The 6,119-nt window shown below is 30.5% G+C and carries 6 protein-coding genes; 3 read left to right on the top strand and 3 right to left on the bottom strand.

Annotated elements, in window-relative coordinates; genetic code table 11:
• Positions 1-283 precede the first annotated feature (283 nt).
• Positions 284-1,480: an ADP-forming succinate--CoA ligase subunit beta gene (sucC, locus tag M3Z80_RS03300; RefSeq protein WP_293917557.1), complete on the top strand. Its 1,197-nt coding sequence runs from the start codon at positions 284-286 to the stop codon at positions 1,478-1,480.
• 509 nt (positions 1,481-1,989) lie between these two features.
• On the opposite strand, the gene M3Z80_RS03295 is transcribed toward sucC, so the two are convergent.
• The gene (locus M3Z80_RS03295; RefSeq protein ID WP_293917559.1) at positions 1,990-2,217 is read right to left on the bottom strand and encodes an MBL fold metallo-hydrolase; all 228 of its coding nucleotides are present in this window, start codon (positions 2,215-2,217) and stop codon (positions 1,990-1,992) included.
• Positions 2,218-2,480: 263 nt separating this feature from the next.
• The gene (locus M3Z80_RS03290) at positions 2,481-3,011 is read right to left on the bottom strand and encodes a mechanosensitive ion channel family protein (protein ID WP_293917555.1); all 531 of its coding nucleotides are present in this window, start codon (positions 3,009-3,011) and stop codon (positions 2,481-2,483) included.
• A 571-nt stretch (positions 3,012-3,582) separates the two neighbouring features.
• Here M3Z80_RS03290 and prfB point away from each other — a divergent pair.
• Together prfB and M3Z80_RS03280 are read left to right on the top strand one after the other, a co-directional pair.
• Complete coding sequence (prfB, locus tag M3Z80_RS03285) at positions 3,583-4,707, top strand: peptide chain release factor 2 (RefSeq protein WP_293917553.1); 1,125 nt, start codon at positions 3,583-3,585, stop codon at positions 4,705-4,707.
• 44 nt (positions 4,708-4,751) lie between these two features.
• Positions 4,752-5,669, top strand: a complete 918-nt coding sequence (locus tag M3Z80_RS03280; protein ID WP_293917551.1) for an SPFH domain-containing protein — start codon at positions 4,752-4,754, stop codon at positions 5,667-5,669.
• A 75-nt stretch (positions 5,670-5,744) separates the two neighbouring features.
• On the opposite strand, the gene M3Z80_RS03275 is transcribed toward M3Z80_RS03280, so the two are convergent.
• A complete protein-coding gene (locus M3Z80_RS03275) occupies positions 5,745-6,107 on the bottom strand; it encodes a hypothetical protein (protein ID WP_293917549.1) in 363 nt (120 codons plus the stop codon).
• Positions 6,108-6,119: the final 12 nt, after the last annotated feature.

The following is a 6,119-nucleotide window of genomic DNA, read 5'->3' as shown; positions in this document are numbered from 1 at the left end:
AATATAGATTTATAAAAAAATAATAAATTTGATTTCAATGAAAAAAGCGTTTCCTAATATCAAGGGAGCGTTTTTTTCTTTATTTTAAAACTTTTTTAGATAAAATTGTTTAATTATAGAAAAAATAGATCAGATAATGATTTCACTAAAGACTTATTATTTACAGGAGATATTTTAAAATTTTCCATACCTGAATTAATTTAAGAATCTCAAACAAAAAAATCAGTATATTTGTCATTATCGCAGTAATTGGAACGTATTGTAACCCGAAAGAAAATAAGCCATGAATTTACATGAATATCAAGGAAAAGAAATACTTTCATCGTTTGGAGTGAGAGTCCAAAGAGGAATAGTTGCGACCACACCCGAAAAAGCCGTAGAAGCAGCACAAGAGATGAATCATAAAACAGGAACTAATTGGTGGGTTGTTAAAGCACAGATTCATGCCGGAGGAAGAGGAAAAGGAGGGGGCGTAAAATTAGCTAAATCCTTAGAAGAGGTTAGAGAAAAAGCATCAGAAATAATAGGGATGAATTTAATTACCCCGCAAACATCCAAAAAGGGTAAAAAAGTTCATCAAGTGCTTATTGCAGAAGATATGTATTATCCCGGCGAAGCTGAAACTGAAGAATTTTATATGTCTATCTTACTAGATAGAGTTAAAGCCAAAAATATTATTGTTTATTCTACAGAAGGTGGGATGGATATTGAAACTGTGGCAGAAAAAACACCCTCACTTATTTTTACAGAAGAAATAGATCCGGCTGTAGGCCTACAAAATTTTCAAGCAAGAAGAATTGCCTTTAATTTAGGATTATCGGGAGAAGCGTTTAAAAATATGGTTAAGTTTGTGATTGCGCTTTACAAAGCTTACTTGTCAAGTGATGCAACTTTATTTGAAATAAATCCGGTATTAAAGACTTCGGATAATCAAATTGCAGCGGTAGATGCAAAAGTAACTATTGATAATAATTCTCTTTTCAGACATTCGGATTTTTTGAAACTAAGAGATATTCGAGAAGAAGACCCTACTGAGGTAGAGGCAGGAGAAGCGGGATTAAATTTTGTAAAATTAGAAGGAAATGTGGGGTGTATGGTTAATGGAGCAGGTTTGGCAATGGCAACTATGGATATAATAAAATTATCCGGAGGAGATCCGGCCAACTTTTTGGATGTAGGAGGTACGGCAGATGCTGAAAGAGTTGAAAAAGCATTTAGAATTATTTTGGCAGATGATAGAGTTCAAGCAATACTTGTAAATATTTTTGGAGGGATTGTTCGTTGCGATAGAGTGGCTCAAGGTATCTTAGATGCATATAAAAATATGAGTGATTTTATAAAGGTTCCGATAATTGTTAGACTGCAAGGAACTAATGCGGAAATAGCCAAAAAAATGATTGACGATAGTGGATTAAAAGTTGTATCGGCTATTACATTAGAAGAAGCTGCAGCAGAGGTTACCCAAGCATTAAACAAATAAAAAATATAAATAAAAGGCTACCTAAAGATGATAGCCTTATTTTTATGTTATTTTATTGAAATGTGATAAAAAAGAATAGGGAAACCATTGAAAGCCATTTGTGTCTATTTTCCGAACATAGCCAATTTCCGGATAGGGTAGAAGGTAACCAAAAATAAGACTTTAATTTTCACTTAAATTAGTAAGTAAGGAGATACGGGTTTTTAACATCCATATCAAAAATCCAGTCAAAACACGTTCCCCATTCAGGATGATGAAATAATGATGCTCTATAGTGGATTAAACCACTATATCAACTAAATGATTCGTCTTTTCAATGAATGGTAGGGATAATATGTCCTGGCGTTTGTCCTAGAGCTAGAGTAAAGGTAATATAATCTAAAAAAGTTTCTTTATCCTTGATGAATTTAACTTTAGGTTTAATTAATTTAATATATCTTTAATCATTCCATTTAATTCAGTTTTACTTCTTGCGCCCTTAGATTTGGAAAAATCTTGTTTTTTCTCATCTAAAATTCATGTTCTTTTTTCAAATAAACAACTGCGTTGGAAAAAGTAGGTTTGTTACCTCTTACTAATCCTCTAATATAATCAAGATGGCCATGGGTAATTACAATATCCGTAATTGGTTCAGGTTTAATACTGACTCGGAATAGAACATCAAATAATTTTCTTCCCTTACCATTAATATCTCCAGTCCCCGTATCAAACAAAATTAAATGATTATTCTTTTTAATTAATAAACATTTATAGCCAATTCAAGTTTGTTGATAAATAGTTGTTTACTATTATTTTATTTACCTCTTCTGTTTTAATATTCAGAGCAATTGAGGGTTGTACTGAAGATATGTAAAGATATCCGTCTGTTAATAATATGGCTTAAATGTTACCAATTCTTAATTCTTGAAAGCCTGAATTAACAAAATTTTGTGCATAAATTATCTGAGTTGAAATAGATGAATAAAATTAAATGGAATAAATAGTTTTTTATATATAGATTTTAAAAAGTTTCATCATAAGTCTTAATTGTTGAAATAGCTTTTTGTAAAATTAAATTATTTGGAAAAGTTATGGGATATCCTTCCTCGGTTCTTAGAACAACATAGAAAGCTTTAATGTCTTCCACAACTGCAACAATCGGATTATCTTTATCTATAATCCTTATAGTATCCCCAATTCGGAAAGGAACTGTAAAATATATGATAAATCCGGCAGTTACATTACTTAATAATGACCATTGGGCAAAAAATGCTACTCCCACAATAGCAAAAAATGAGGCAAAAGTGGCAAATATCCATTCTGGAGTAACTCCCCATATAGTTATTAATAAAATAAAGCCCAAAATATTAATTAATATATTGGAATATTTTATAACAACTCTTGTCCTCAACTCTTTAATATGGGAATGGTTGCCATATTTTAATATAATTTTATTTATAATAAGTTTTAGAAAATAAATTGCCATAGCTACAATAATAGTCGCTATTAATTGAAGATGATAATCTTTTAAAAAATTACTTAAAAATTTCATAGTATATATTATATCATTTATATTTCAAATATGCCAATTATCTTTCGTTATTTCTTAAAATAACTGGATATTCAATTTGTATTGTATATTCTTTCTCAAAAAAGAAATTAAATTATAATTAGAAATGAAAACTTTTTAACAAAAAGATGGATAGACTGAATTATATTTTAAAATTCATTATGTTAAAAGTGAAATTATTTCATTTAAATTATTTTCAGATATTCCCATATCTAAACATGAGTTGCTTTAAGGTGTTTTCAGATAAAAAAATCTAGATTATCCTTTTTATCCTTATATTTGAATTAGAGCATCGAGTTATCTATCATGAACAATATCTAAAACGGGAGTAAATTTACAAACAAAATTTTATCAACTTTTAATAAATTTTAATATTTCATAACATATTGTGTAATGATTTAAAAACGTTTGAAAAATAAGCATGTACAAGATAATTTTAAAATCTTTTTAAAATATTAACTTTTAAAGGACGAAAAACCTTTTATAATAGTATTATTGGGTGCTGTATTTTAATTATTATTATTGCATTTTACATTGTATTTTTGTAGTACTTATGATTACTCAAGAAAACCTAAAAGAAATTCAGGCAAGATTAAAAGATTTGTATGAATATTTGGAAATTGAAAAAAAGCAAGTAGAAATAGAGAATGAAGAAGAAAAATCTGCTGATCCGTCATTTTGGGAAGATCCAAAAGAAGCGGAAAAAATTTTGAAACAATTAAGGGCTAAGAAAAAATGGGTTGAAGAATATCAGGAGATTAAAACGCAGACTGAAGATTTAACAGTTTTATACGATTTTTTTAAGACCGGAGATGTTTCGGAAGGAGAAATAAATTCTCATTATCAATCCGTGATATCTTTACTTGAGGATATTGAATTTAAAAATATGTTGTCTTCTGAAGGAGATGATTTAAATGCAGTAATACAAATTACAGCAGGTGCCGGAGGTACAGAAAGTTGTGATTGGGCCAGTATGTTAATGCGTATGTATATAATGTGGGCGGAAAAACATAATTTTAAAATAAGAGAACTTAACTATCAAGCCGGTGATGTCGCAGGAGTGAAAACAGTAACGTTAGAGATAGAAGGAGATTACGCATTTGGATACTTAAAGGGAGAAAATGGAGTTCATCGATTGGTTAGAATTTCTCCATTTGATTCAAATGCAAAAAGACATACCTCTTTTGCCTCTGTATATGTATATCCCTTAGTTGATGAATCAATTGAGATACAAATTAACCAAGCTACACTTTCTTGGGATACATTTAGATCTAGTGGTGCCGGAGGTCAAAATGTAAATAAGGTAGAGACAGGTGTAAGGCTACGCTATAAATATAAAGACGAAGAAACGACAGAAGAAAGAGAAATAATTATAGAAAATACTGAAAGTCGATCGCAGCTTCAAAATAAAGAAAAAGCATTGCAATTATTAAAATCACGCTTGTTTGAAATTGAATTAGAAAAAAGAAATGCAAAACGTGACGAAATTGAGGCGGGCAAAATGAAGATTGAATGGGGCAGTCAAATAAGAAATTATGTAATGCAGCCTTATCGATTAATTAAAGATGTTCGTACAGGGACCGAAACCTCTGATGTGGATTCAGTTATGAATGGTAATATAGATGATTTTTTAAAGTCTTATCTAATGCTAATGGGGCAGAAACCGCATACATTATAAAAAATTTATATATTTGTTGGAATAAAGGCTAAAATTAATTAGACATGGTTATATTTTTATCATTATTATTTATTATTTTGTGTGTGTTAGCAAGTTCTATCTTCGTAGTAAAACAACAAACGTCTGTAATAATAGAGAGATTTGGGAAGTTCAATTCTTATCGCAACGCGGGAATTAATTTTAAACTCCCGTTAATAGACAAAATTGCCGGAAAAGTAAATTTAAAAATACAGCAATTGGATGTTATGATCGAAACAAAAACAAAAGATAATGTTTTTGTTCACCTTAAAGTATCTGTTCAATATCAAGTAGTTCAGACCGCTGTATACGATGCATTTTATAAATTACAAAATCCATATGAGCAAATTACATCTTATGTTTTTGATGTGGTTCGTGCAGAGGTTCCCAAATTACGTTTAGATGATGTATTTGAAAGAAAAGACGATATAGCTGTTGCAGTAAAGAGCGAACTGCAAGAAGCCATGCAGAGTTATGGACACAGCATTGTAAAAGCTTTAGTAACAGATATTGACCCTGATGAGCAGGTAAAACAAGCTATGAATCGTATCAATTCTGCCGAGAGAGAAAAAGTTGCTGCCGAATATGAAGCAGAAGCAGAACGTATTAAGATAGTAGCTAAGGCAAAAGCTGAGGCAGAAAGTAAGCAACTGCAAGGGAAAGGTATCGCAGATCAAAGGAGAGAGATAGCCCGAGGGTTAGAAGAATCGGTAAAGGTTTTAAATGGAGTAAACATAAATTCTCAGGAGGCATCCTCCCTTATTGTCGTAACACAACATTATGATACTTTAAGTTCAATAGGCGCCAGTTCACGATCCAATTTGATATTACTACCTAATAATCCTAGCGCAGCAAGTGATATGTTAACAAATATGATTACTTCTTTTGAAGCATCACAAAAAATTGGAAAAGATTACGGGGATAAATCCTATGAATCTGTGTAAAATGAAAGAAAAATAATTATAATAGAAAAGGCGCTGAATTTCAGCGCCTTTTCTATAAAATTTAATATGTAAAAGCTATTTTTTTGTAGCATTTTTAATATCATTTTTAGAATCTTCAGCAGCGTTTTTTACACCCTCTTTAGCATTTTCTGCGTTTTCTTTGATGCTATTGTTTTGATCTTTAACTTCTTCTTTTAAATGATTTGCTGTATTTTCTAAACTTTCTTTAGCATCATGAGCTGTTTCTTTAATATGAGCTGTAGCAGAATCTGTAAATTTTCCAATTTTTTCTCCTAATGTAGTTGTATCATTTGCAATGGAATCAGCTGTAACAGCAGCATTTGAATCTGCGTGTTTAACCTGTTTCTTTTGACAGGCAATGAATGAAATAGATACAATAGCAGCGACAGTAGTGATGTTAAAAATTGTTTTTTTCATAACTATAAATTT

This window comes from Apibacter sp. (genome assembly GCF_025291155.1).
GTDB lineage: Bacteria > Bacteroidota > Bacteroidia > Flavobacteriales > Weeksellaceae > Apibacter.
This window is presented reverse-complemented; position numbering and strand designations above follow the sequence as displayed.

Excerpts from the sequence above, each read along its gene's own strand:
- sucC (WP_293917557.1), top strand. The coding sequence starts at position 284 with ATGAATTTACATGAATATCAAGGAAAAGAAATACTTTCATCGTTTGGA.
- M3Z80_RS03290 (WP_293917555.1), bottom strand. The coding sequence starts at position 3,011 with ATGAAATTTTTAAGTAATTTTTTAAAAGATTATCATCTTCAATTAATA.
- prfB (WP_293917553.1), top strand. The coding sequence starts at position 3,583 with ATGATTACTCAAGAAAACCTAAAAGAAATTCAGGCAAGATTAAAAGAT.
- M3Z80_RS03280 (WP_293917551.1), top strand. The coding sequence starts at position 4,752 with ATGGTTATATTTTTATCATTATTATTTATTATTTTGTGTGTGTTAGCA.
- M3Z80_RS03275 (WP_293917549.1), bottom strand. The coding sequence starts at position 6,107 with ATGAAAAAAACAATTTTTAACATCACTACTGTCGCTGCTATTGTATCT.